This is a genomic window from Maledivibacter halophilus, assembly GCF_900167445.1.
Classification (GTDB): domain Bacteria; phylum Bacillota; class Clostridia; order Peptostreptococcales; family Caminicellaceae; genus Maledivibacter; species Maledivibacter halophilus.
In genome coordinates this window covers 43,421-65,631 of sequence record NZ_FUZT01000014.1, presented here as the reverse complement: position 1 = coordinate 65,631, position 22,211 = coordinate 43,421, and the positions used below count along the sequence as shown (strand labels likewise).

Below are 22,211 nucleotides of genomic sequence, written 5' to 3'. Positions count from 1 at the left end.
TATAAATTTATAAAATAATTAAGACAATAAATAAAAAATGCCCCCTACAAAATTAGGGGGTATTAGCTCTGGTAGTTTCAAATATAAGGATCATTATTAGAAAACATAATTGTTTATTTAGGGAGAGAAAAGTATTATGGAAAAAAGGAAAGATATATATGATAGATTAGGAGTAAAAAAATTTATTAATGCTGCAGGAACCTATACTGCCATAGGCGGTTCAAGAATGAGCAAAAAAACCTTAGAGGATATTGCAGATGCCGCAGCAAGTCATGTAGAGATTAGAGAACTTCAAAAAAATATTCATGAAAAACTAGCTGAACTAACGAAAAATGAAGGTGCCTATATATGTAATGGTGCAGCAGCTGGCTTATATCTAAGTATTGCTGCTTGTATTGCATCAAAAGAAGGGAAAGCCTTTAATTATATTCCTATAGCTAAAATAATGGAAAAAGAAGTTGTTACTTTTTCTGCCCACAGAAATCCATATGATTGGTCGATAAAACAGCTTGGTGCTAAAATTATACAAATTGGTTTTCCAAATATTATATTGCCTGCAACTGCTGAGGATTTAGAAAATGCAATTACTGATAACACGGTGGCTGTTTACTATGCTGCTGGAAGTGAGGATGGATGGATTCCTAAAGGAGCCTTATCTTTTGAAGCAACAGTAAAAGTTGCAAAGGAGAGAAATATTCCTGTTATTGTGGATTCTGCAGCACAATTACCACCTGTAGAAAATTTATGGAATTATACAAAACAGGGGGCTGATATAGCGATTTTTAGTGGAGGGAAAGACCTTAGAGGACCTCAGTCAAGCGGCTTGATTGTAGGAAGAAAAAAATTAATTGACATAATAACAAAAATTGGATTTCCCAATTATGGAATAGGCAGAATGTTGAAAGTTGGGAGAGAAGAAATTATAGGACTTTTCTCAGCAGTTGAGCAATTTGTAAATATGGATCATGAGAAAAGAAGAAATTGGTGTGAGGATGAAATAAAACGATTACAAGAAGCATTTAATAGAAGCAATTTATTCAAGATTGATAGGACGTATCCAAATGAAGCAGGACAGCCTATTCCAAGGGCTTTTGTAAATATTATTGATAATAATAGGTTAAAAGCTAAAAAACTTCAAGAGCTTTTAATGGAAGGTGAATATGGAATTTATACTAATAGTGAAGATAGAAATGGTGTATATATTAATCCTATGACTTTGCAAGAAGGAGAAATGAACATCATTATTGATAGATTAAAAGAAATAGAAGGATAGATTATAATATTTTGTTGTAATGAAAGGGGTTATTGTAATGGAAAATAAGACTGAATTTAAAAGAAATCCTAAGGGAGCTACACAACATAAAACGGCAGGACCGTATTCACCAGTATTAGAAATAGAATGTAGTAAATTAGTTGTTATTTCAGGTCAAGCTGCAATTGACATGGAGGGAAATGTAATAGGAAATACCATTGAAGAGCAAGCAGAGTTAACATTGGAAAACTGTAAAAAGCAGTTAGAGACCGCAGGTTGTACTTTTGATGATGTTTTTAAGGTAAATGTATTTATGACTGATTTAAAGCTGTGGCCAAGATTTAATAAAATTTATGAAAAATATTTTTGTAATCCCAAACCAGTTAGAACAGCAGTTGGAACAGATTTATTAATGAATTTATTAGTAGAAATTGAAATGTGGGCAGTAAAAAAGTAGTACAAATTACTTAGTAATTTAAGCTGACAATAATTCTAAATTATTGTCAGCTTTTATATAAAGGAAAATACTTTCTAAGAGGAAATTATAAAAAATAATTACAGAAATATATAAAATTATTCTTGCTAAAAGAATTTCTTTTTCTTATAATTGAATAAAAAGTTCAAATTATAAAACTTAGTTTCAATATACGAAACTAAGTTTGCATAAAAATTTAAACACTTATAAGAGAAACTAGTAAAATGAGTTAATTACTATTTTCATTAATTAAAATTAGGAGGGAAATATATGGATGTTGTAACTTTTGGAGAGACTATGGTTTTATTTAATCCAGATTCAAATGGCCCTTTGAGATATGCACATAGATTTACAAAATCTATAGGGGGCGCAGAATCAAACGTTGCCATAGCTCTTACTAGGTTAGGACACGAAGTAGGATGGTTTTCTAGAGTGGGTAATGATGAATTTGGAAAATATATAAAATCAGTAATAAGAGGAGAAGGGGTTGATGTATCAAGGGTAGTTGAAGATGAAGAAAGAAATACGGGTTTAATTTTCAAAGAAAGATTTATGCATACTGATCCCAATATTTATTATTATCGTAAAAACTCAGCTACAAGTTTTTTAAATGTAGATGATTTGGATTATGATTATATAAAACAATCTAAGATATTACACATTACTGGAATAACCTTAGCTTTATCTAAGCTGGCAAGAGAAGCAGTTTATAAGGCAATTGAAATAGCAAAAAAGGAAAAGGTTCTTATTTCCTTCGATCCAAACATGAGATTTAAATTATGGAGTAAGGAGGAAGCAAAGCCTATTTTATTAGATATAGCTAAAAAAGTAGATATTATTTTGCCAGGGATTTCAGAGGCAGAGATGCTATTGGGGATTAATAATCCAAAGGAAATTTCAAATAGATTTTTGGATATGGGCTGTAATACTGTAGCTATAAAACTTGGGAAAGAAGGATGTTATGTTTCGGATAAGAATTCAGGTGAGTTTTGTGATGGGTATGTAATTGATAAATTTGAAGATACTGTAGGTGCAGGAGACGGGTTTGCTGCAGGCTTTTTATCAGGAATATTAAAGGGTTTAAGTCTTAAGGAAAGTGCACAAATGGCTAATGCAGTTGGAGCCATGGCCACTTTAGTAAGGGGAGATATGGAGGGTTTTCCAACTACATCTCAAGTAATGGAGTTTATGGGTAAAGAAAAGTATGTTGATAGATAAAAGATATAAAGGCGATACTATTTATTAAATAGATAGGATCAGTAATAAAACCTAAGCGATTTTAGACTTAAGTTTCAAAAGTCTAAGGTCGTTTATTTTTTTGTGATTTTTCTATTATATGTAAATTGATATATTTATTAATCATATTAACCATATTTTGATATGAAGGTAAAGCTTCCACAATTTTATCGAATAATGATAAAATAAATAAAAGAGATTATTTATTTTAGAAATGAATTTGAGTTTATTTTAAATATAAAATCTTACAGTTCTAATCAGGAACAATTTTATATGTGGCAGTGTTCTATCTAAGGTTTTAAGACTATATATATAGATTTCCCATAGTAAAACTTAATTTATACGTATCAAAATATCCAGTGTTTTTAAGGATTTTTGATATGTATAAATTAACTATTTTACTGGAATATCTATAGTGTTTAGTTTTGACAAGAAGTAATTATGCAATTTACTCAAATAAGTGAGGTGAAATATGAATATATTACAAAGGTTGAAGACAAAAAGAAGATTAAAATATATTATTATTATAGCTATTTTAATACTACAACTGATAATATTACTCACAATAAATGAAGGAAGAAATCATATATTAAATAAGAATATTTTGACTGAAGAGGAAAAAGAGTGGCTGAGTAGAGAAGGAACTCTTATTTATGGAGCAGACAATAATGCACCACCCTTAAGATTTGTTGATGAAAGTGATGGACGGTATAAAGGAGTCGTAGTTGACTATATGAGTGTTTTATCCTTGGAGCTTGGAGTTAATATCGATGTGCATCCACTATTGTGGGAAAATGCTCTCCAGAGTCTTAAGGATGGAGATACAGATATGTGTGATATGTTTATAAGTGATAAAAGATCAGAGCTTTTTTTCTTTTCTGATCCCATTTATAATTTGCGTGCAGTTGTTGTTACAAGGGGAGAGGACAAGCCCCTTGAAAAAATGACCTTTGCCTCTCAAATGGGGGATTATGCCAATGAATGGCTGCTAGAGAATTATCCTGATTTAGATATAGTTTTTGTAGATAACATAGGAAGTGCCATTGATCTACTTCTGAGGGGAGAAGTAGATGCTGTTGCTGGAGATGAACCTGTGGTGCTTTATCATTTAAAGAATAAAAAAGCAGGAGACAAACTTCATATAATGGATAAACCATTATATGAGAAAGGAGTTGTTTTTGGGATTCCAAAATCAAAACCGGAGCTTTTGCCTATTCTGAATAAAGGAATTGCAGCCATTAAAGAATCAGGACAACTTGAAAACATACAGCAGAAATGGTTTGGAATCTCAGCACCAATTGTACAGATACCTGATTACAGCAAAAAAATTAGATATTTTGTAATAGGCTTAGGTATTTTAGTTTTGATAGTTATAGGTATGATTACTTGGAATTACTTATTAAAAAATGAAGTAGACAAAAGGACAAGAGAGGTTATAAATAGTAAAAATGATTTACAGACTACCTTTGATGGCATGAGCGAATATATTGTACTATTTGATCTTGATTTAAGGGTTGTTAATATAAATAAATCTTTGATCACATTCCTAGAAGAATCAAAGGAGAATCTAATTGGCAATTGTTATGATAAGGTATTGAAAAATTTTAGTTCAACTGATCTGCACAAGATAATATCCGATACCCTTAATGAAGAAACCTCCTTTGAAAAAGAATTAGTTCTTCAAAACAACTATTTTATAGTTAGAACATATCCTCTAAAAAATACCCTTGGGAAAATGAAAAATATTTTAGTAGTAATTCAAAATATAACAAAGGAGAAATTATCGGAAAGACAAATTCTACAAAAAAATAAGATGGCTGCCATTGGACAACTTGCGGCAGGAATGGGACATGAAATAAGGAATCCCCTTGGAATAATAAGAAACCACAGCTATATTTTAAGTTCTATTTCTAAGGATGAAAATATAAATAGATCACTAAAATATATTGATGCAGCTGTTGAAAGGGCAAGCAAGATTATTGAAAATATCCTGGAATTTTCTCGTTTAACCGATGGCTCAAAGGATAGGTTCAATATTTATGAATTGATTTCAAAGTTGTTGGACCTTGAGAAGAAGACTTTAATGAAGAGAAATATCAAATATAACTTAAATTGTGATGAAAACTTAATGATTAATTCTAATAAAGAATCACTAAAGCATATATTGATTAATCTTTTATCCAATGCCATTGATGCTATAGAAGAAAATGGATCAATAGATATAATAGCTTTTAAAGAGGATAATGATATTACTTTACGCATTGAAGATACAGGAAAGGGACTGGGAAGTGAAGAAATAGACAATATATTTAATCCCTTTTATACTACAAAGGATCCTGATAAAGGCACCGGTTTAGGATTATATATAGTATATAATGAAGTAAAAAAATTAAATGGAGATATAACTGTTTCAAGCTCTAAGGGTGAAAAAACAGTTTTTGAGATAATATTACCGTTTGATGGAGAGAGGATGGTGGTATGATGGAATCGACTAAAATTTTGATTGTGGACGATGAAGTTGAGTATAGAGAGACCTATAGAATTCTTTTAGAACAGAAGGGCTTTATTGTAGAGGATGCAGGTTCAGCAAAGGAAGCCCTTGAAATCCTGTCAAAGGAATATTTCCCCATAGTAATAACAGATGTAATTATGCCTGGAGAAGATGGGTTTTATCTACTTGATGAAATAAAGAAAAGTTTTAAAGAGCTAATAGAAGTGATTATTGTAACGGGATATGGAAGTATTGAAAGTGCCGTTTCGGCAATGAAGGCAGGGGCCCTTGGATATTTTATAAAAAGCAGTAATCCTGATAAGCTATTTAGTGAAATAGAAAAGGCCAGAAGGCTTATTAAATATGAAGTGCAGCAGTTTATTGTCAACAGAGATGTAGATTCAAAATTATTTTTATATCAATCAAAAAACTTAAAAATCCAAAAAATTTTAAGGGATATTGAGACATTGTCTGAATCCACTTGCAATGTACTAATCACTGGAGAATCGGGTGTAGGGAAGGAAATATTTGCGAAATTGATTCATGATAAAAGCAGTAGATCAAAGGGGGTTTTTTTGCCCACAAATTGTCAGGCGATTTCTGAAAATCTACTTGAAGATGAACTCTTTGGCCACGAAAAAGGGGCATTTACCGGGGCCAATACCCAGAGGATTGGAAGGTTTGAGGAGGCCAGTGGAGGAACTATGTTTCTCGATGAAATTGGGGAAATAACACCAAGTATTCAAGTTAAGCTTTTAAGAGTATTAGACAGCAGGTATATTGAGAGAATTGGATCTAATAAGAGAATTCCTGTTAATTTTCGTCTTATTTCTGCTACTAATAAGGATTTAAAAAGGGCTATACAAATGAAAGAATTCAGGGAGGATCTCTATTATCGTATTAATACTGTAAATATTGAAATACCTCCTTTAAGAGATAGGAGAGAAGATCTTGAAGATATGATAGATTTTTTCATATATAATCTTTCCAGGGAAACTAAAAAAAGAATTAAGGGAATTGAACCCAATACTAAGGAGTTTCTAATTAATTACAGTTATCCCGGTAATATAAGAGAATTAAAAAATATACTTGAGCGTATGATTGTTCTTTCAAGGGATGGAATTTTAAGGATGGAAAAATCTATAAATAATCAAAAGAAAAATGCCACTGATGATTTCCAACTTATTCCCTATAAAGAAGCCAAAAAAGATTTTGAAATTAACTATATAAAGAATGCACTTACAATGTGTGATAATAACATATCAAAAACAGCTGAAAAAATAGGTTTAAGTAGAAGACAATTATTTAATAAAATAACCGAATATAATTTAAAATAAATTTTTTAATAACGTCGACAAAGTTGGCGTTATTTTTGCGTAAAATATTTATATTAAAAAGGAGGAGGGAAAAAAATGAAAAAAGCTATTAAAGGTTCATGGGTAGAGATTGAGAATATTGTGCTTTCAGATAAGGCACGTGCACCTCAAGTACCTGAAGATACTAAAGAAACTCCATTGAAGATGTGGACTCGTGGGGTGTTGATCAATGATGAAGCTCAAATAGGTGAAACAGTTAAAGTCAGTACTTTATCAGAAAGAATTGCCGAAGGTAAATTAGTTGACATAAAGCCTAGGTATGCCCATGACTTTGGTTATCCTGTAATGGAACTTATAGAAACGGGATTGACACTAAAAAAGGATTTAGGAGGGAAATAAATGAAGGATTTATCTTATCAAGGAGTAATGGGTAGAAAAAATGATATTATGAAGGATGCAGTTGGAATTGATTATGATGTTTTTGAAAGAGGAAAGATTTCCTTTGATTATGAAGAAATGATGAATAATGTTGCCTATAGTATGGAAGAAATGCAGAGTATTCAAAGGGAAACAAAGGTTGGAAATACACCTTTATTTGAGCTTCATAACGTAAATAAACTGATAAAGAAATATTCTCCTGAGGGTAAAGGAGCAAGGGTATTCATAAAGGATGAAGCTGCAAATGCATCGGGGTCCTTTAAAGCAAGAAGAGCTTCAATATCAGTTTACCATGCTAAAAAAATGGGCTATAAAGGTGTTATAGCAGCAACAAGTGGTAATTATGGAGCAGCAGTTGCATCTCAAGCGGCAATGCATGGATTAAAATGCATTATTGTTCAGGAAGTATATGATTCAAATAAAAAGGGGCAGCCTGAAATCATTGAAAAGGCAAGAAAATGTGAAGCTTTTGGAGCAGAAGTTATTCAGTTGACTGTGGGCCCTGAACTCTTCTACACATTTTTAAAGCTGTTGGAGGAAACGGGATTTTTCAATGCATCCCTTTATACACCCTTTGGTATTGCAGGTGTAGAAACCCTTGGATATGAAATTGCTGAGCAAATGCAAGAGAGAGAAGGAAAATATCCTGATGTAGTTATAGCAACCCATGCGGGTGGTGGAAACTTGACTGGGACTGCCCGTGGATTGATAAAGGCAGGAGCAACAGATTGCAAGGTTATAGGAGCTTCAGTAGATTTAAAAGGTTTACACATGGCATCGGATAAGGATTTTAATAGAAAGTCCTTCACAACTGGCCACACAGGATTTGGGATACCCTTTGCCACACAACCTGATAGAGCCGATGTACCTAGAAATGCCGCAAGGGTACTGAGGTATATGGATGAATATTTAACTGTAACTCAGGGAGAGGTATTCTATGTAACTGAAATGCTTGCACAGCTTGAAGGATTAGAAAGGGGACCAGCAGGTAATGTTTCCCTTGCAGCTGCAATATCCCTTGCTAAGGAAATGGATGAAGATAAAATTATTGTTGTTCAGGAAACAGAATATACTGGAGCTGGTAAACATCCAATGCCGCAATTGACCTTTGCAAGAAACAATGGAATTCATATTTACAGAGGAAACCCCAAAGAAAATGTTCCTGGTAAAACAATAGTAATTCCAACATCCTTTGATCAAATTAATGGAAAAAGACTGGATTTAGAAAATCTTAAAATTAAGTATGTTAAAAATATAATGGGAGATATGAAGCTTTTAGACTTAGATGATGTTGATATTCAGTACATTGCCGATGAAATTAAAGTATCTGTTGAAAGAGTAAAAGAATTCCTTAGTAAATAGGAAAATAGCATAATTATTTCTTGTAAGAATTAATTTATATATTATGTAATTATCCTGAATTCCAGTTATGGAATTATCTAAAGTAAAATATTACTACGAAAAAAATTGCTATGTGGAAATAAACTGCATAGCAATTTTTTTCGAATTAGGTAAAAATATTGAAGGAAAAGGAGTAATGACAGCACTTTTCTAAAAAATTTTCTAAAAAATTTTGGCATGACTATTGCAATAATATTAAATAAGGAAATTATATAAAAAATTATAAAGGAGGAGTTCTATGTTAAAGGGTAGTAAAAAACTTGAGTTTTATGGTGGGGAATGGATGTCCTTTGTACCTTTTATCGTTTTTTTAGTACTTATAATTTTAACAACATTTGTCTTTGGGTCAATTTCCAATGGTGCATTATGGATTCCAGCATTTATGGCATTAATAGTTGCATTCTTCTTTGCAAAGGACAAAAAACTCTACAGTGAAACAATCATAAAGGGAATGGCAAGTAAAGAGGCAATTATCCCAGTAGTATGCTGGCTGTTTGCAGGTGTGTTTTCAAGAATTTTAAGAGAATCTGGATTAGCTGCAGGTATCGCAGGATTAGCTGCAAACCTTGGAATGAGTGGAACATTTTTTGTTATTATTTCATTCTTAGCATCGGCTTTATTTGCGACAGCTTCTGGTACAGGTTTTGGTACTATTGCAGCAGGTATGGGTGTTCTTTATCCAGCGGGTATAGCTTTAGGAGCTCACCCTGCATTACTTGCAGGAGCAATTGTATCAGGTGGAGCTTTTGGTGATAACCTTGCACCGGTTTCCGATACAACAATATGTTCTGCTACTTCTCAAGGGGTAGATGTACCAGGAGTTGTTCGTTCAAGACTTAAATATGCATTAACGGCTGGAGCTATTACTTTAGTTGGAATTATTATTTTTGGAATGACCTCAAGCGGTTCAGCTGCTCCAGTTGAAGCTATTGAGTATAATTCAATAGCATTATTAATGTTAATTCCAGTTGCAATTACAATTTATGTTGCAATCAAAACAGGAGACATAATAATAGCTACGACAGTTGGAATTGTTTTAGCAGGATTTACAGCAGTAGCTACTGGAATTATGGATTTTGTTCAAATCGATCCAGGGGCTGAAGTTACAAAGAAGGCATTATTTAGAGTTGTTGGCTCTGGGCTGGATAGAACAGTTGATGGAGTTATATATACAGGTATTAACAGTATGATTCAAGTTATATTGCTTGCTATTTTATTATTTGGCTCTATTGCAATTATGCGTGAAGGACATGGAGATGTTAAGCTTCTAAAATCCCTTGGAAAAATTGCAAAAACTCCAAGAGGTTCAGAGTTTACTATTGCTGGTATGATTATTTCACTATCTGCATTGATGGGATTAAATGCCCCTGCAATCCTTGCGGTAGGAAGTTCATTTGCAAAACCTTTATCCCGAAAGCATGGAATAAGTCCATACAGAACAGCAAACCTATTGGATGCCACTTCATGTACATTGGTATATTCTTTACCCTGGACTCCTGCAATTATTTATACAATTGGATTTACAAAGGATGGTGTTCATCCCTTAACGGCTATAGAAGTTACACCCTTTGTATTCTACGCCTTTGCAATGCTTGCAGTAATGATTGGAAGTATTATTCTTGGAATTGGTAGAAATGACAATATGAAGGGACGTACAATAGAAGATTTTGAGGAAAAGGCTGTAGAATAATGTTATAAAAATCGACAAATATGATGTATATATCTAAATAAATGATATAATTAAAAAGACATGGATCTACTATAGGTCTATGTCTTTTTAATGATGGGTATAGAACTTATATAGTTTTCTATAAGATACATATAAACTTTGCTAGGAGGGAAAGCATGAAGAACTTTAAGCTTATAGCAATAGACATGGATGGAACTCTTTTGAATGACGATTTAGAAATATCCAAGAGAAATAGAGATACCATTAAGAAGCTAATAAATATGGGTAAGTTAGTAGTATTAGCAACTGGAAGAACCTTTAGGTCAGCCAATTATTATGCAAAGCAGCTAGAATTAGATTTACCTATTATTACTTATAATGGGGCCTTAATAAAAGAAACAATTAGCAAAGATATTTTATATTCAAAGAAGATAGAGGTCAAACATGCAAAGAATCTTTTAAAGTTAGGAGAAAAATATGATATATATACCAAGGTCTATATTGATGATGTTCTTTTTGTAGAAAATGAATGTGATGAGGCAAAAACATTTTCTAAAAGGCATAGGATAAATTATAGGTGTATTGGAAATCTTAGTGAAAAAATAGGAGAAGCTCCCTATTTAGTTGTATTTAAAGATTCTATTGATAAGATAAATGTAGTTAAGGATAAGATTGAAAAAGAACTTAAACTTCCAATATCTTATACAATGTCTACTCCAACTTCATTGGAATTTATGGCTAAAGGAGTATCAAAGGCAAGTTCCCTTGAGCGTCTTTCCAATAAACTTAGTATAAATAGAGACGAAACCCTGGCTATAGGAAATAGTTTAAATGATTTGGAAATGCTAAAGTGGGCAGGTCTAGGAATAGCAATGAAAAATTCCGATGACTCTTTATTGGATGAGTGGAAAAATGTTTCTGAGCTTGATAATAATGATGATGGGGTTTCACATATATTGAATAGTTTTTGCTTTATAGATGAAACCTAAAGACAATACTTTATTAATGGAAATAATTACATAATTTACTCATTGTGCTAATTCATATACTGGAGATTTTAGAGATAGATATAGTAGGTAGTTTTTAGAAGAGATAATTATGATATTACCTAAATTGAATATAGGAACAAATATATTTTTTTCCCGTCTAAATATATATAGATTTGAAAATGGTAAATCTATATGGGGTTTACATAGTAAAACCTAATTTATACATGTACAAATACTTAAGATTTCTAAGAGTTTTGAATATGAATAAATTAAAGTTTTTACTTAAATCCCTATATGAAAATGAAAAGAGGAGGGAAAAAATATGAAAAGACAATTAGTAGCTGGAATATTAGCCTTAAATATGCTGATAGTAGGGGGTGGTTGTGCTGCAGAAAATATTGAATCCGATAATCCTGATAGTAATCAATCACAGTCTGAAAAATCAGAAGATGATACAAAGCTTGGTGTAGAAGTCGAAACCATGCAGGGTGAAGGTATTACTTATGAGATATTAACAGCTGATTATCTTCTTAAGGAAGATTTACAAACTGCATTAACCCATGTTCAAATGCATAAAGGTTTTGGAATTATGAAAGAAGAGGAAGATAGTTTAATAGTATATGTAGGCTTAGGTGAAAAACCTTCTGCAGGATACGAACTGGAAATAGAAAACGTAGTAAAAAAGGACGACAAGATTATAATAACAGTAAAGGAAACAGAGCCACCAAAGGATGCAATGGCAGCTGAAATGTTAACATATCCCACAAAAGTTATTAGGTTAAAAGACAAGACGAAGAATATAGAAGTAGTAAATAACAGTGGAGAAATTTTTGAAGATATTAATGCTGAAAATGAAGAGTAAATAGAGATAATTGTATAAATTAACTATTTTACTGGAATATCTATAATGGGCAGCAATTTTAAAATTGTTGCCTATTTTTTATAGAAATATTCTCTCCTATTTGAGGAAATTGCATAACTCTAAATTGGCATAATTGCATAATATATATGGTATAGCTTTGGAGATTTTAAAATTATATGGAGTAGATAATTTTTGAGGAAGGGAATTATGCAATTTCCTCATTTAATTGTTCCAATTAAAAAAATTCAAAAAAATTGTAGAAAATTTGAAAAAAATGTTATATAATGAATTTAAACTGGTATACCACATACCGTATATTGAATATCAATGCTAAAGTATATTATTTTGGAGGTAAATATATATGCAAAAAATTGAAAAGGCAGTTTCATATAAAGAAAAAGTATATAGAGAACTTAAAACAGCAATAATTTCACAAAGAATAAAGGCAGGAGAAATATTAAACGAGAGAAAACTAGCAGAAAAACTTGGAATAAGCAGAACTCCTGTTCGCGAAGCTATACAACAACTTGCAAATGAAAAATGGGTTATTATAGAGCCTTATAGAGGGGCTTATGTATATGAATTAACTGAAAAAGATATTATAGAAGTTTTTCAAGTGAGATTAGCCCTTGAATGTTTAGCAATAGAATTAATAGTTAATAAAATTTCAGAGGAAGATATAGAAAAGTTAAAGGATATTTTTAGAAAGCAAGAAAAGTTAAAAGAAAAATATAAAGCCGAGGAATTTATAGAAGTGGATAGAGAGTTTCATACTTTTATTGCAAATCACAGTGAAAATACCATATTAATAGATATGCTAAATGAGCTTGGTGATATTATAAGGCGACTTGGAGTACAAGCAGTTCAGGATAAAAAGAGATTTATGGAGACTTTAGATGAGCATATTGCTATTATTGATGCATTGAGTATGAAAGATGAGGCAAAAGCTGTAGAAGCTATGAAATATCATATAACTAAGACTAGGGATAATATATACAATAGATATATAGAAAACAAGGAGAGTTAATTTAATGAGGATGTAAAAATTCTCATTAATATATAATTTTATTATGAAAGGAGTGGGAAAATGGAAAAACGAATATCTTTAATTCAAATGGATGTTAGCTTTGAAAATCCTTCAGCAAACTTTAGAAAGGCAGAAGGATTTATAGAAGAAGCTATGAAGGACAAACCAGATTTTATTTGTCTTCCAGAAACATGGAATACAGGTTTTTTTCCTAAAGAAGAATTAGAGAAATTAGCAGATGAAAATGGTAATACCACAAAAAAGTTTTTAAGTAAATTATCAAAAAAACATAATGTGAATATTATAGGTGGTTCTGTTGCCGTTAAAAGAGGGGATCAGGTTTATAACACATCCTATATATTTAACAGGGAAGGAACTTTAGTTGCAGAATATGATAAAATTCATGGATTCTCACCTTCGGGGGAGAATGAATATTTTAAAGGTGGGGAAAACCTTTGCGTATTTGAGATTGATGGAGTAAAGGCTGGTATAGTAATATGTTATGATTTAAGATTCCTAGAACTAATTAGATCATTGGCATTAAAGGGAATAGATATTCTATTTTTACCTGCTCAGTGGCCTCATCCCAGACTTAATCATTGGAAAACATTATCAGTTGCAAGGGCAATAGAGAATCAAATGTTTGTTGCAGCCGTAAACGCATTAGGAACAAATGGAAAGCTTGAAATGTGTGGAAATTCAATGATAATTGATCCATGGGGGAATATTTTAGTCAATGCAGAGGAAGAAGAAAAAATAGTAACTTCTGTAGTAGATTTTGAGATAGTTAAAGATATTAGAAATAGGATAAATGTTTTTAAAGATAGGAAGCCACATTTATATCAGCTGTAGTAAATAGTGTAAGAATTTAATTTATCTATATACTAAAGACATTTATTATTTTAAATTTTTTAAGATACATAAATTAACATATTAAGTTGCTTCATGTCTCAATATATATGACCAATATCATACAAGGGGGTAAATATGAAAACATTAAACTTTAATTTAGTCACTAAATCAGGAAATGAAAATTTGGAATTTAAATTTAATAAAGTTCTAGCCATTGGATTTGCAGGTAGAGATCAGAAAAAGGTGATGGAACATATCCATGAATTAGAAGAAATAGGAGTTGCTCCACCAGAGAGTATTCCAACACTTTACCCTTGTGCAGATGAGCTTGTAACTCAAGAGGGCTATATTCAAGTTTTGGGAGGAGAAACTAGTGGAGAAGTAGAGTTTGTAATATTAATTCAAGACAATAAGATTTATATAGGTCTTGGAAGTGATCATACAGATAGGGGACTAGAAGCAGTAAGTATACCTAAATCAAAACAGATTTGTCTAAAGCCTATAGCTAAAGAAATTTGGCTTTATGATGAAATTAAAGACCATTGGGATGATTTGATACTTAGGTCTTGGCAAAAATTAGATGATAATGAAGAAAAATTATATCAAGATGGAAAGATAAGTGAAATTTTAAAAGTAGAGGATATAATTACAGAAGTTAAAAAGGCATATCCAAATCTAAATAATATAATCATGTTTTCAGGAACAGTGCCTGTACTCAATGGATTTGTTTATGGAACCAACTTTAGATGTGAACTAGAAGATAAGCATTTAGGAAGAAAAATTAGTCATGAATACGTTGTTGAAGTTTTAAAATAAAAAGAGGGGGACAGAAAGATGAAAAAATTCAATTTATTGGCACTTTTATTGGTAGCGATTATGTTATTTGCCACTGCATGTGGAGGAGGAGCAACTGATAATGCTGATTCAAATCAAGATGCACAGGCTCTTAATGAGGACAATAATGATGTTATTGAAATTAAATATGCAACAGTTGGTCCAGATGAACATCAATATACAATAGCAGCAAATAAGTTTAAAGAACTAATAGAAGAAAAAAGCGATGGAAGAATAAAAGTTACACTTTTCCCTAATGCTCAACTTGGTGGAGAAAGAGAAATGGCGGAAGGTGTAAGAATGGGAACGATTCAGATGACTACTGTAACCAGTGATGGAGCACTTCCAGCATGGGTTAAAGATACTCAGATTTTCTCTATTCCTTATTTATTTACAGATAGAGATCATGTTTATAAAGCATTAGATGGAATTATTTCAGAAGAACTTAATCCCCAATTTGAAAAAGCTAATTTTAAACATCTTGGATTTGTGGAGCTAGGATTTAGACACTTTACAAACAATAAAACAGAAATAAACTCTATTGATGATATAGAAGGCTTAAAAATAAGAGTACAGGAAGCGCCAATTTGGTTTGCTTTAATCGATGCATTAAAGGGAACTGCAACTCCAATACCATTTAATGAACTCTATACTGCCCTTCAACAGGGAGTTGTAGATGGTCAAGAAAACCCACTTGCCACAATCAAATCAATGAAGTTTTATGAGGTTCAAAAATATTTGGCTCTTGATGCCCATACATATGCTCCTGGTAGTGTTTTAATGAACCTTGATTTCTTTAACAGTTTATCAGAAGAAAATCAAAAGCTAGTTCAAGAAGCAGTAGATGAAATGAAAGAATATCAACGAGCGCTTATAGCAGGTCAGGATGATGAAAATATCAAGTTTTTAGAGGAACAAGGCATGATTATAACAGAGCCTGATAGAAAACCATTTATGGAAGCGACTAAAGATATACCTAATTTAGATAAGGTGAAAGAACTTGTAAACCCTGAACTAGTAGAACTTGTTAGAAATGTTCAATAAAAATAGAGAGGTAATATAGCTAATATTAATTTAATCTGTTGTGCTAGTAAATTAAATATTTTGTTTTAAATGCAATTTTGCCAAATTAGAGTTATGCAATTTCCTCAACTATATAAGAACAATTAGACTTTTTATTCAGATTCTACTAATTAATGGTTCTAATTAGATTTCTATATACAGCACCACAGCAAAATTGTGGTGCTGTAAAATGTAATGGAGGTGAAGCATCTTGTCTAAAATAAATAAGGTGGTTGATAAAATACTTGATATTGGGCTAGTAATTGCCGTTGGAACTGTTTTTATTGTGACTTTTCTTCAAGTTGTTTCGAGATTTCTATTTAAACTTCCTATACCATGGTCTACAGATATTATAAGACTTTCATTTGTCTATGTAGTATTTTTAGGTTCTGCCTTAGGAATGAGAGAAAAAGGACATCTTAATGTTGATGTTATTTTTAATGCTCTTCCAAAAAAAATAAGACATATGGTTGGAATTGCTATAAACCTTGTTCTTTTAGTATTTTTTGTTGCAATAGTTAATTTAGGGTTCAAATTTGCTCAGTCAGGTCTTACCCAAGGTTCACCGTATCTTGAGCTTCCAATGACTGTATATTATATGAGTGTTCCATTATCGGCAGCTTTGATGTTCTACTATTTAATACAACATACAATAGAGGAAGTAAAAGTTTTTAAAAAGTTAAAATAAAGGGGTGAAATAAAATGGGTGTTACAATAATTTTAATTTTATTTGTGGCATTTTTAATTGGGATACCAATCTGTTTTTCATTAGGACTTGTATCAATGGGTGGAGTAATAGCTATGGATCTTCCAACTATGGTTGTTATACAAAGAATGTTTACAGGAGCCGATAGTTTTGCTTTAGTTGCCATTCCTCTTTTTATATTAGCTGGTGGTTTGATGTTTCAGGGAGGAATGTCAAAAAGATTAGTTAATTTTTCCGATGCACTTATAGGTCATTTTCCAAGTGGACTTGCAATGGTTAGTATACTTGCATGTATGTTTTTTGCAGCAATAACAGGATCGGCAATAGCAGCCACTGCTGCCATAGGTGGACTTATGATACCTCTTATGGAAGAAAAAGGGTATCATCGTGAATTTTCTGCTCCACTTCTTGCAACAGCAGGCTCAATAGGTCCTATTATACCACCAAGTATACCTTTACTTCTTTATGGTGTTATTGCAAATGTAAGTGTTGCTAAACTTTTTATTGGTGGATTTGTTCCTGGAATATTAATGGGACTTTCACTTATGATTTTAAGCTATATTATAGGGAAGAAAAGACATTATGTAGGAAGAGAAACAAGAGCCCCTTTCAAAGAGGTATTAGTATGTGGTAGAGATGCTATATTGGCTCTTCTCACTCCAATTATAATTATCGGAGGTATAATGAGTGGCATATTTACTGCAACAGAGTCGGGAGCCATAGCAGTTGCTTATTCTTTATTTGTTGGAGGAGCTATATACAGAGAACTTACGTTTAAAAAATTATATGATCTTCTAATTGATACAGCAAAAACAACTGGAGTAGTGCTTATAGTTGTTGCTTTTGCATCATTATTTACATGGGTTCTTACTATAAATCAGTTACCCCAACAGGTTACAGCATTGTTATCTCAAGTTGCAACTAATAAAATAGTATTGTTAATTATAATAAATATAATACTTCTTATAGCAGGAACATTTATTGATACAGTAAGTGCACTTGTTATATTTGCACCACTTTTCTTACCTCTTACTGCAAAATTTGGAATAGATCCAATCCATTTTGGTCTTATATTAGCTGTAAATCTAACAATAGGCATGTGTACACCACCTTTAGGGGTATGTTTATTTGTTTCAAGTGGTATAGCAAAAATTTCATTAAAAGATATGATGAAAGATTTAATTCCTCAACTTATAGCTCTGCTTATTGTTCTTGCAATAGTTACATATTTACCACAGGTTGTATTGTGGTTACCAAACTTACTAGTAAAATAGAAAAAAACTAGACTTAACTGCATTTATTTTCAGATATCAAAGTAGTAAATAACAGTGGAGAAGTCTTTGAATATATTAATGTTGAAAATAAAGAGTAAATAATAAAGATGCTATTAAAGCAGATAATGATTTTAATATTGTTATCTGCTTTATTTTTTTATATTTTAGACTTTGTTACTATACTTTTATTGACTTTTTTATGTAATATTGTTTGCATTTTTTTTAAAATAGGATGGAATAAAACAATTAATATAGCTATCCAAATGAAACAGAAACTAATTAAATGAATTTTAGTAAAGGATTCTTTAAATATAAATATACCGATAAATAAGCTCAAAGTAGGGGCATAATATTGTATGAACCCAATCTTAGAAAGACTTACAAACTTTACACCGTAGGAAAATAGCATTAAAGGAACGGCTGTAAAAAACCCTGTAGAAATTAATAATAAAATATCTTGAATATCTGATCCAATAAACATATTTTTTCCAAGAAATTTTGAATATAATAAATATATTATTGCAAAGGGTAATAATACTATTGTTTCAGCTGCTATTCCAATAATTGGGTCAATATTTATACTTTTTTTAAAAAAAGTGTAAATTGCAAAAGTAAAAACTAATAAAACTGCGATTAATGGAATTTTACCCAAATTGACTGTTATAATAGCCACACCTATTAAAGCTGTTATTAACGCTATTATTTCATAAGATTTTATATTTTCTTTAAGTATAAAAACACCTAAAAAAATTACTGCTATTGGGGTTATATAATGACCTAAACTGGCTTCTATTACTTGATTAGAATATGCAGCATATATATTTAAAAGCCAATTGGATCCTATTAATATGGCACAAAGAATTATTGAAAAAATTTTTTCTTTCATCATAAACGCATTAATCAATTTTTTTAGTCTTTTTGTGTAAATGATTAATATAATAAGTAAAACTACCGACCATATTATTCTATGGGCTAGAAGTTGAATTAGTGGTATTTCTTGCAATGTTTTCCAATATAATGACTGAATACCCCAAAGGGTATATACAAATACAATACTAATTAATCCATAATTTTTTTCTTTTGTCTGAGAATTTCTATTATTATCCATAAATATTACCTCTATAAAGTATTTTCTTGTATTGTTTTAATGTATGACAATACTAATATATTACAATAAATCTTTTGGATATTCAAGTGAAATAATAAATTGAGCAAATTGCATAATTACCTTTTGTAAAAACTATCTACTATATATAGCTTTAAAATCTCCAAAGACATATCATATATATTATGCAACCCAGCCAAGTTAGATTTATGCAATTTCCTCAATTAAATATAGATTTTGCTTTGAATGCTTTTGTATAAAAAGTTTAGCCAAATACTTTCTTGTGAAGTTTTTTAGAGTGTTGTATAATAGAAAATATTAGGAAAATATTAAGAAAAAATTCCTATTGACACATCTAATGATTAGACATTCAAATATTCATACTTTTAATAAATGCAAAAGAACCTTTTGGAAAAAGGAGAATATCCTATGAATAAGAAAATATCTATTCTTATACCTGCATATAATGAAGAAGACACAATTCCCATTATATATAAAAGACTAAAGGATGTATTTAAAAATATAAATTATGAGTTTGAAATTTTATTTATAAATGATGGAAGTAAAGATTCTTCTCTTAACATAATGAAAAATCTAAGAAAAAAGGATAAATCTGTATCCTATATTAATTTATCAAGGAATTATGGAAAGGAAATAGCTATGGCAGCAGGCTTTGATTATGCCATGGGAGATGCTGTTATTATAATGGATGCAGATCTTCAAGACCCTCCTGAATTAATTCCAAAGATGATTTCATATTGGGAAGAAGGATATGATGATGTTTATGCAAAAAGAAGGAGCAGAGCAGGTGAAAGCTGGCTTAAGAAAAAGACATCCTATTATTTTTATAGGATATTAAAGAAATTGTCAAGGGTTGAAATTCAAGAAGATACGGGGGATTTTAGACTTTTGAGTAGAAGAGCTGTTGAAGCAATAAAAAAGATAAAAGAACAGCATCGATATACAAAGGGTTTTTTCAGCTGGATAGGCTTTAAGAAAAAAGAAATATTATTTGATAGGGAGCCAAGGGCTGCTGGCAGGACAAAATGGAATTATTATAAGCTAATTGATCTTGCCATAGAGGGGATTATTTCCTTTAGCGGTGCACCCCTTAGAGTAAGTACAATTATAGGTTTCGTGATGGCTATGTTTTCATTTTTATATATGCTATATGTAATAATGAAAACATTATTGTTTGGAGATCTGGTGGCAGGATATCCTTCTTTGGTAAGTCTTATATTGTTTATTAGTTCTATTCAATTTATAATTTTAGGAGTTATAGGAGAATATTTAGGGAGAGTATTTAATGAGACAAAAAACAGACCGCTTTATTTTATTGAAGAATATAATGATGAAAAAACTATGCCCTAATAATATAAGAAAGATAAGCAAATATTTATTATTTGGGATTCTTACGACTTTGATAAATATTTTAGTATATAGTTTATGTATAAAAATAACTATACATTATTTATTAAGTAACTACATAGCATTTATTATATCAGTAATATTTGCTTATATTACTAATAAAAAATGGGTGTTTAATGATTTAAGAAAGAAAAAATTAATTAGAAATGAATTTACTAATTTTTTAGGATGCAGGATTTTCACATTGATTGTAGAAAGTATTATATTATATATTTTTATTTCGTTATTGGGATTAAATAAATATGGAGTAAAGATTTTAACTAATATAGTTGTCATAGTACTAAATTATATTTTAAGTGAATTTATTGTTTTTCAAAAAGAAAGGGTTGAAGAAAAAAGTTGATTATGAATAAATATATGAAACCTTCTATATTTGCTGTAATCCTTTTAATTGTAATAGGTGGATATGCTTTGTTTTTTCAGCCCCTCATAGGGCTTGCTGATAATGGAGATTTTTTTAGAATAATGGCTCCAAATGATTTAAAGCATGAGGAAGACCGTGATGTAAATGTTTTTGGATATTTTACAAATAGATATGATAAGCTTCAATACTATAATGAATTAAAGGGAAGAATAAAATCAACTCAAAATATTATAATACAAATGGCAATAAAAATAGATGATTTTTTTACTAGGGATGAAAAATTTGATATTAGATTTCAGGGGGGAATATGTCTTATTATTTTGGCCCTTGGATTATATTGGATGGTAGATATTATTGAAAAAATGACAGAAAATAAGAAGTTACAATATTTTTTAGCAGCTATGGCAGTTATAATATTTGGAGATATTGGTTATCTTGCTTATCTTAATAGTTTTTATGGAGAATCTATATCATATCCATTTTTTATCCTTTCAATAGCTGTTATATTAAAATTTTCCTTTGAAAAACAAATAAAAGCAAGATATTTATTTATATATTTTATATCAAGTTTTCTATTTATGGGTTCTAAGAATCAATTTGCCGTAAATGGAATATTATCCTCTATGCTTATGGCAGCTTTATTAATGTTTAAAATAAAGAATTATAAAAAGATAATAGCCGTAAGTTTATCTGTATTTTTCTTAATTTCCACAGCTTTAATGTATATAATCATTGATGAGAATATTTCTTTAATTAATAAATACCATATGATGACGAGGGGCGTTATGCTATTTGAACCAGATCTAGAGGAAGTAACGAAGAAAGTAGGATTATATGAGCAGTATGCACTTTTAGGAGAAACTATATATTTTGATAGTACTCCTATTATACATCCTAAGGATGAGCTGCTTTTAAGGAATTTCTATTCCAATTATGACTTGATTTCTATTGTAATGTATTATTTCAGAACCCCCAAGGCATTTATGAAAATAATGAACTTAGGATTAAAAAACAGCTTTACTATAAGACCAGAAGTTTTAGGTAATTTTAAAAAAAGTGGAAATAAAGAATTTGGAGAAAAAGCAAGATATTTTTCCCTGTGGAGTCATTTCAAGGATAATAGAATACCCCATGATCCAGGTCTTATTATAATGTTTCTGATACTTTGTTTAGCTTTGTGTATAAATAGAATATTAAAATATAGAGAAAATCAAAATTCACAGATGTACTATTATAGTGAAATAGTTTTAATATATGTATTTTTTACTGGATTTTCACAAATTTTAGTGTCCTTAATTGGTGCTGGTGATACGGATTTGAAAAAGCATTTATTTATTACTACTGTAACTCTAGATATATTATTTTATTTTAATTTTGCATATGCTCTTTGTCTTTTTTGTAATGCAAGGGCAAAGACTAAGTAGACAGGA

General features: G+C 30.7%; 20 protein-coding genes. 19 read left to right on the top strand and 1 reads right to left on the bottom strand.

All coding sequences use genetic code 11. From position 1 onward, the window contains the following. Positions 1 to 136: 136 nt before the first annotated feature. The 16 genes from B5X81_RS21775 to B5X81_RS21700 all read left to right on the top strand — a co-directional run bounded on the left by B5X81_RS21775 (position 137) and on the right by B5X81_RS21700 (position 17,884). The gene (locus B5X81_RS21775) at positions 137 to 1,273 is read left to right on the top strand and encodes an aminotransferase class V-fold PLP-dependent enzyme (protein WP_079494883.1); all 1,137 of its coding nucleotides are present in this window, start codon (positions 137 to 139) and stop codon (positions 1,271 to 1,273) included. Positions 1,274 to 1,310: 37 nt separating this feature from the next. Beyond that, a complete protein-coding gene (locus B5X81_RS21770; RefSeq protein WP_170917545.1) occupies positions 1,311 to 1,709 on the top strand; it encodes a RidA family protein in 399 nt (132 codons plus the stop codon). A 288-nt stretch (positions 1,710 to 1,997) separates the two neighbouring features. Beyond that, positions 1,998 to 2,945, top strand: a complete 948-nt coding sequence (locus tag B5X81_RS21765; RefSeq protein WP_079494880.1) for a sugar kinase — start codon at positions 1,998 to 2,000, stop codon at positions 2,943 to 2,945. Positions 2,946 to 3,435: 490 nt separating this feature from the next. Then, positions 3,436 to 5,445, top strand: coding sequence for a transporter substrate-binding domain-containing protein (locus B5X81_RS21760; protein ID WP_079494879.1), 2,010 nt, complete (start codon positions 3,436 to 3,438; stop codon positions 5,443 to 5,445). Next, the gene (locus B5X81_RS21755; protein WP_208985119.1) at positions 5,442 to 6,791 is read left to right on the top strand and encodes a sigma-54-dependent transcriptional regulator; all 1,350 of its coding nucleotides are present in this window, start codon (positions 5,442 to 5,444) and stop codon (positions 6,789 to 6,791) included. Before B5X81_RS21760 ends, B5X81_RS21755 begins: the two co-directional genes overlap by 4 nt. A 75-nt stretch (positions 6,792 to 6,866) precedes the next feature. Further along, positions 6,867 to 7,169 (top strand): 2-amino-4-oxopentanoate thiolase subunit OrtA, encoded by a 303-nt coding sequence (ortA, locus tag B5X81_RS21750; RefSeq protein WP_079494876.1) that lies wholly within the window; start codon positions 6,867 to 6,869, stop codon positions 7,167 to 7,169. Further along, positions 7,170 to 8,570, top strand: coding sequence for a 2-amino-4-oxopentanoate thiolase subunit OrtB (ortB, locus tag B5X81_RS21745; protein WP_079494874.1), 1,401 nt, complete (start codon positions 7,170 to 7,172; stop codon positions 8,568 to 8,570). It abuts the gene before it with no gap. 277 nt (positions 8,571 to 8,847) lie between these two features. Then, complete coding sequence (locus B5X81_RS21740; protein WP_079494873.1) at positions 8,848 to 10,299, top strand: Na+/H+ antiporter NhaC family protein; 1,452 nt, start codon at positions 8,848 to 8,850, stop codon at positions 10,297 to 10,299. A gap of 155 nt (positions 10,300 to 10,454) precedes the next feature. Beyond that, positions 10,455 to 11,267 (top strand): Cof-type HAD-IIB family hydrolase, encoded by an 813-nt coding sequence (locus B5X81_RS21735; protein WP_079494871.1) that lies wholly within the window; start codon positions 10,455 to 10,457, stop codon positions 11,265 to 11,267. 322 nt (positions 11,268 to 11,589) lie between these two features. Continuing rightward, positions 11,590 to 12,129: a protease complex subunit PrcB family protein gene (locus B5X81_RS21730; protein ID WP_079494870.1), complete on the top strand. Its 540-nt coding sequence runs from the start codon at positions 11,590 to 11,592 to the stop codon at positions 12,127 to 12,129. 361 nt (positions 12,130 to 12,490) lie between these two features. Continuing rightward, positions 12,491 to 13,156 carry a GntR family transcriptional regulator gene (locus B5X81_RS21725; protein WP_079494868.1) on the top strand — a complete coding sequence of 222 codons (666 nt, stop codon included), beginning with the start codon at positions 12,491 to 12,493 and terminating at the stop codon, positions 13,154 to 13,156. A 60-nt stretch (positions 13,157 to 13,216) separates the two neighbouring features. Then, positions 13,217 to 14,008 (top strand): carbon-nitrogen family hydrolase, encoded by a 792-nt coding sequence (locus B5X81_RS21720; protein WP_079494867.1) that lies wholly within the window; start codon positions 13,217 to 13,219, stop codon positions 14,006 to 14,008. 135 nt (positions 14,009 to 14,143) lie between these two features. Beyond that, on the top strand, positions 14,144 to 14,824 hold the full coding sequence (locus tag B5X81_RS21715; RefSeq protein WP_079494865.1) for a DUF2848 family protein: 681 nt from the start codon (positions 14,144 to 14,146) through the stop codon (positions 14,822 to 14,824). 18 nt (positions 14,825 to 14,842) lie between these two features. Further along, positions 14,843 to 15,886, top strand: coding sequence for a TRAP transporter substrate-binding protein (locus B5X81_RS21710; protein ID WP_079494864.1), 1,044 nt, complete (start codon positions 14,843 to 14,845; stop codon positions 15,884 to 15,886). Between the two features lie 229 nt (positions 15,887 to 16,115). Then, a complete protein-coding gene (locus B5X81_RS21705; protein WP_170917544.1) occupies positions 16,116 to 16,592 on the top strand; it encodes a TRAP transporter small permease in 477 nt (158 codons plus the stop codon). Between the two features lie 14 nt (positions 16,593 to 16,606). Continuing rightward, the gene (locus B5X81_RS21700) at positions 16,607 to 17,884 is read left to right on the top strand and encodes a TRAP transporter large permease (protein WP_079494860.1); all 1,278 of its coding nucleotides are present in this window, start codon (positions 16,607 to 16,609) and stop codon (positions 17,882 to 17,884) included. A gap of 157 nt (positions 17,885 to 18,041) precedes the next feature. Here B5X81_RS21700 and rarD read toward each other — a convergent pair whose 3' ends face one another. Continuing rightward, positions 18,042 to 18,992, bottom strand: coding sequence for an EamA family transporter RarD (rarD, locus tag B5X81_RS21695; protein WP_079494859.1), 951 nt, complete (start codon positions 18,990 to 18,992; stop codon positions 18,042 to 18,044). A 426-nt stretch (positions 18,993 to 19,418) separates the two neighbouring features. Between rarD and B5X81_RS21690 the strand changes: the two genes are divergently transcribed. The 3 genes from B5X81_RS21690 to wsfD are packed head-to-tail and all read left to right on the top strand — an operon-like array spanning position 19,419 to position 22,205. Continuing rightward, the gene (locus tag B5X81_RS21690) at positions 19,419 to 20,360 is read left to right on the top strand and encodes a glycosyltransferase family 2 protein (RefSeq protein ID WP_079494857.1); all 942 of its coding nucleotides are present in this window, start codon (positions 19,419 to 19,421) and stop codon (positions 20,358 to 20,360) included. Next, positions 20,296 to 20,760 (top strand): GtrA family protein, encoded by a 465-nt coding sequence (locus B5X81_RS21685; RefSeq protein ID WP_079494856.1) that lies wholly within the window; start codon positions 20,296 to 20,298, stop codon positions 20,758 to 20,760. The genes B5X81_RS21690 and B5X81_RS21685 overlap by 65 nt, the downstream gene beginning before the upstream one ends. A 2-nt stretch (positions 20,761 to 20,762) precedes the next feature. Continuing rightward, a complete protein-coding gene (gene wsfD / locus B5X81_RS21680) occupies positions 20,763 to 22,205 on the top strand; it encodes a glycan biosynthesis hexose transferase WsfD (RefSeq protein WP_208985118.1) in 1,443 nt (480 codons plus the stop codon). The last annotated feature ends 6 nt before the right edge of the window (positions 22,206 to 22,211 follow it).

Coding starts and splice junctions, on each gene's coding strand:
- B5X81_RS21775 (WP_079494883.1), top strand. CDS start 137: ATGGAAAAAAGGAAAGATATATATGATAGATTAGGAGTAAAAAAATTT.
- B5X81_RS21770 (WP_170917545.1), top strand. CDS start 1,311: ATGGAAAATAAGACTGAATTTAAAAGAAATCCTAAGGGAGCTACACAA.
- B5X81_RS21765 (WP_079494880.1), top strand. CDS start 1,998: ATGGATGTTGTAACTTTTGGAGAGACTATGGTTTTATTTAATCCAGAT.
- B5X81_RS21760 (WP_079494879.1), top strand. CDS start 3,436: ATGAATATATTACAAAGGTTGAAGACAAAAAGAAGATTAAAATATATT.
- B5X81_RS21755 (WP_208985119.1), top strand. CDS start 5,442: ATGATGGAATCGACTAAAATTTTGATTGTGGACGATGAAGTTGAGTAT.
- ortA (WP_079494876.1), top strand. CDS start 6,867: ATGAAAAAAGCTATTAAAGGTTCATGGGTAGAGATTGAGAATATTGTG.
- ortB (WP_079494874.1), top strand. CDS start 7,170: ATGAAGGATTTATCTTATCAAGGAGTAATGGGTAGAAAAAATGATATT.
- B5X81_RS21740 (WP_079494873.1), top strand. CDS start 8,848: ATGTTAAAGGGTAGTAAAAAACTTGAGTTTTATGGTGGGGAATGGATG.
- B5X81_RS21735 (WP_079494871.1), top strand. CDS start 10,455: ATGAAGAACTTTAAGCTTATAGCAATAGACATGGATGGAACTCTTTTG.
- B5X81_RS21730 (WP_079494870.1), top strand. CDS start 11,590: ATGAAAAGACAATTAGTAGCTGGAATATTAGCCTTAAATATGCTGATA.
- B5X81_RS21725 (WP_079494868.1), top strand. CDS start 12,491: ATGCAAAAAATTGAAAAGGCAGTTTCATATAAAGAAAAAGTATATAGA.
- B5X81_RS21720 (WP_079494867.1), top strand. CDS start 13,217: ATGGAAAAACGAATATCTTTAATTCAAATGGATGTTAGCTTTGAAAAT.
- B5X81_RS21715 (WP_079494865.1), top strand. CDS start 14,144: ATGAAAACATTAAACTTTAATTTAGTCACTAAATCAGGAAATGAAAAT.
- B5X81_RS21710 (WP_079494864.1), top strand. CDS start 14,843: ATGAAAAAATTCAATTTATTGGCACTTTTATTGGTAGCGATTATGTTA.
- B5X81_RS21700 (WP_079494860.1), top strand. CDS start 16,607: ATGGGTGTTACAATAATTTTAATTTTATTTGTGGCATTTTTAATTGGG.
- rarD (WP_079494859.1), bottom strand. CDS start 18,992: ATGGATAATAATAGAAATTCTCAGACAAAAGAAAAAAATTATGGATTA.
- B5X81_RS21690 (WP_079494857.1), top strand. CDS start 19,419: ATGAATAAGAAAATATCTATTCTTATACCTGCATATAATGAAGAAGAC.
- B5X81_RS21685 (WP_079494856.1), top strand. CDS start 20,296: ATGAGACAAAAAACAGACCGCTTTATTTTATTGAAGAATATAATGATG.
- wsfD (WP_208985118.1), top strand. CDS start 20,763: ATGAATAAATATATGAAACCTTCTATATTTGCTGTAATCCTTTTAATT.